This is a genomic window from Streptomyces sp. SID3212, from assembly GCF_009865405.1.
In the GTDB taxonomy this organism is placed as follows: Bacteria; Actinomycetota; Actinomycetes; order Streptomycetales; family Streptomycetaceae; genus Streptomyces.
The window spans coordinates 1-1,787 of sequence record NZ_WWJY01001190.1; the positions used below are offsets into that span (position 1 = coordinate 1).

General features: G+C 76.3%; 1 protein-coding gene and 1 pseudogene. One reads left to right on the top strand and one right to left on the bottom strand.

Translation table 11 applies throughout. From position 1 onward, the window contains the following. On the top strand, positions 1-865 hold an 865-nt coding region (locus tag GT042_RS35570; protein WP_161312812.1), incomplete at its 5' end, for an FAD-dependent oxidoreductase. Positions 866-889: 24 nt separating this feature from the next. Here GT042_RS35570 and GT042_RS35575 read toward each other — a convergent pair. Continuing rightward, a pseudogene (locus GT042_RS35575) lies at positions 890-1,787 on the bottom strand (regulator); the annotation flags it as partial.

Consider the following 1,787-nt stretch of genomic DNA (forward strand, 5'->3'; position numbering starts at 1 on the left):
GCGTCCCGACCGCCCCACCCACGACGCCCTCGCCGCCAGCGGCCTCCCCGCCTCCGCGGTCGACGGCTTCGTCCGCCCGCTCCTGACCGCGCTGCTCGGCGACCCCGCCCTGTCGACGTCCAGCCACCGCGCCGACCTCGCGCTGCGCGCGTACACCCGGGGCCGGCTCTGCGTCCCCGCGGGCGGCGCGTCCGCCCTGCCGGAGCTGCTCGCGCGGACGCTGCCGCCCGGCACCGTCGTGACGGACGTGTGGGTGACGGAGGCGTCGATCAACCGCGTCGCCACCAAGGAGCACGGCGAGATCGCGTGCCGCTCCCTGCTCGTGGCGACCGGCGCCCGCGCCGCCGCCGAGTTGCTGCCGGGGCTGCGGGTGCCGGACTTCCACCCGGTGACGGTCCTCCACCACACCGCCCCCACCGCCCCGTCGGCCGACCCGGCCCTCGTCCTGGACGCCGAGACGGGCGGCCCGGTCGCGCACACGGCCGTGATGAGCGCGGTCGACCCCTCCCGTACGCCGGACGACCGGGTCCTGGTGTCGTCCACGGTCCTCGGGACCCCGCCCCCGGCCCGGGAGCTGGACCGGCTCGTGCGGGCGCAGCTGGCCGGGGTGTACGGAACCCCCACGGACGACTGGGAGTTGCTGGCCGTGCACCACACCCCGGAGGCCGTCCCCGCGATGCCCGCGCCGCACGACCCGCACCGGCCGGTGCGGCTGCTGTCCGGCCTGTACGTGTGCGGGGACCACCGGGACACCAACACCGTGCAGGGCGCGCTGTTCTCGGGCCGCAGGGCCGCCCACGCCGTCCTGCGAGACCTGGGGGTGAAGCCCGCTTACGGCGCTCCCCCGCTGCCCACGGCGGCGTAGGAACCCGGGGCGCCCCGTACCACCTCAGCCGATCGTCGCGACCCGGTCGCGATAGGTCCGTACCGCCGCCGCGTCCCGGAACGGCTCCAGGCGGCGTTCAAAGTCGCGTACGTACTCCACCGCCCGTACCGACCGCATCTCGGCGGCCTGCTGGGCCGCCTCCGCGCCCAGCAGGCACGCCTGGTCCAGTTCGCCGAGCCCGAGGCGGCCCGTGGCGAGCACCACCCGGCAGAAGAGCCGGCTGCGGGCCAGCGCGGGCGCGCGCAGCTGGAGGGAGCGTTCGGCGTGCTGCACGGCGGCGCGGTACTGCTGGAGGTCGCGGTAGGAGTGCGCGAACTCGTCGGCGAGCTGCGCCTCGTCGAAGTACCGGCCCCAGTGCGGCACGTCGTCCCCGGGCCGTGAGGTCTCCAGGGCGCGTTCCGCCCGTACGAGGGACGAGGTGCAGGCCCGTACCTCCCCGAGGACCCCGTGCCCGCGCGCCTCGACGGCGTGCAGCAGGGCCTGGACGACCGGGGGCGCGGAGGAGCCCACGCCCTGCTGGGCGACGCGGGCCAGCTGGACGGCCTCGCGGCCGTGGCCGAGGTAGACGGCCTGGCGGCTCATGGTGATCAGGACGTACGACCCATAGGCGCGGTCCCCGGCGGCCTGGGAGAGGCGCAGGGCCTGGACGAAGTACCGCTGGGCGAGGCCGTGGGCGGCGATGTCGTACGAGGTCCAGCCCGCCAGCCGGGTCAGGTCGGCCGCGGCTGCGAAGAGGCGGCGTCCGGTGACCTCTCCGTACAGTCCGCGCAGTATCGGCTCGACCTCGTGCTCCAGGTACCGGACGAGGGCCTGGCGGGCGTGGCCGCCGCCGTACGCCTGGTCGAGCGCGCGGAACAGCTCGCCGACCGAACGCAGCGCGGCGATGTCCCCGGCGGTGACG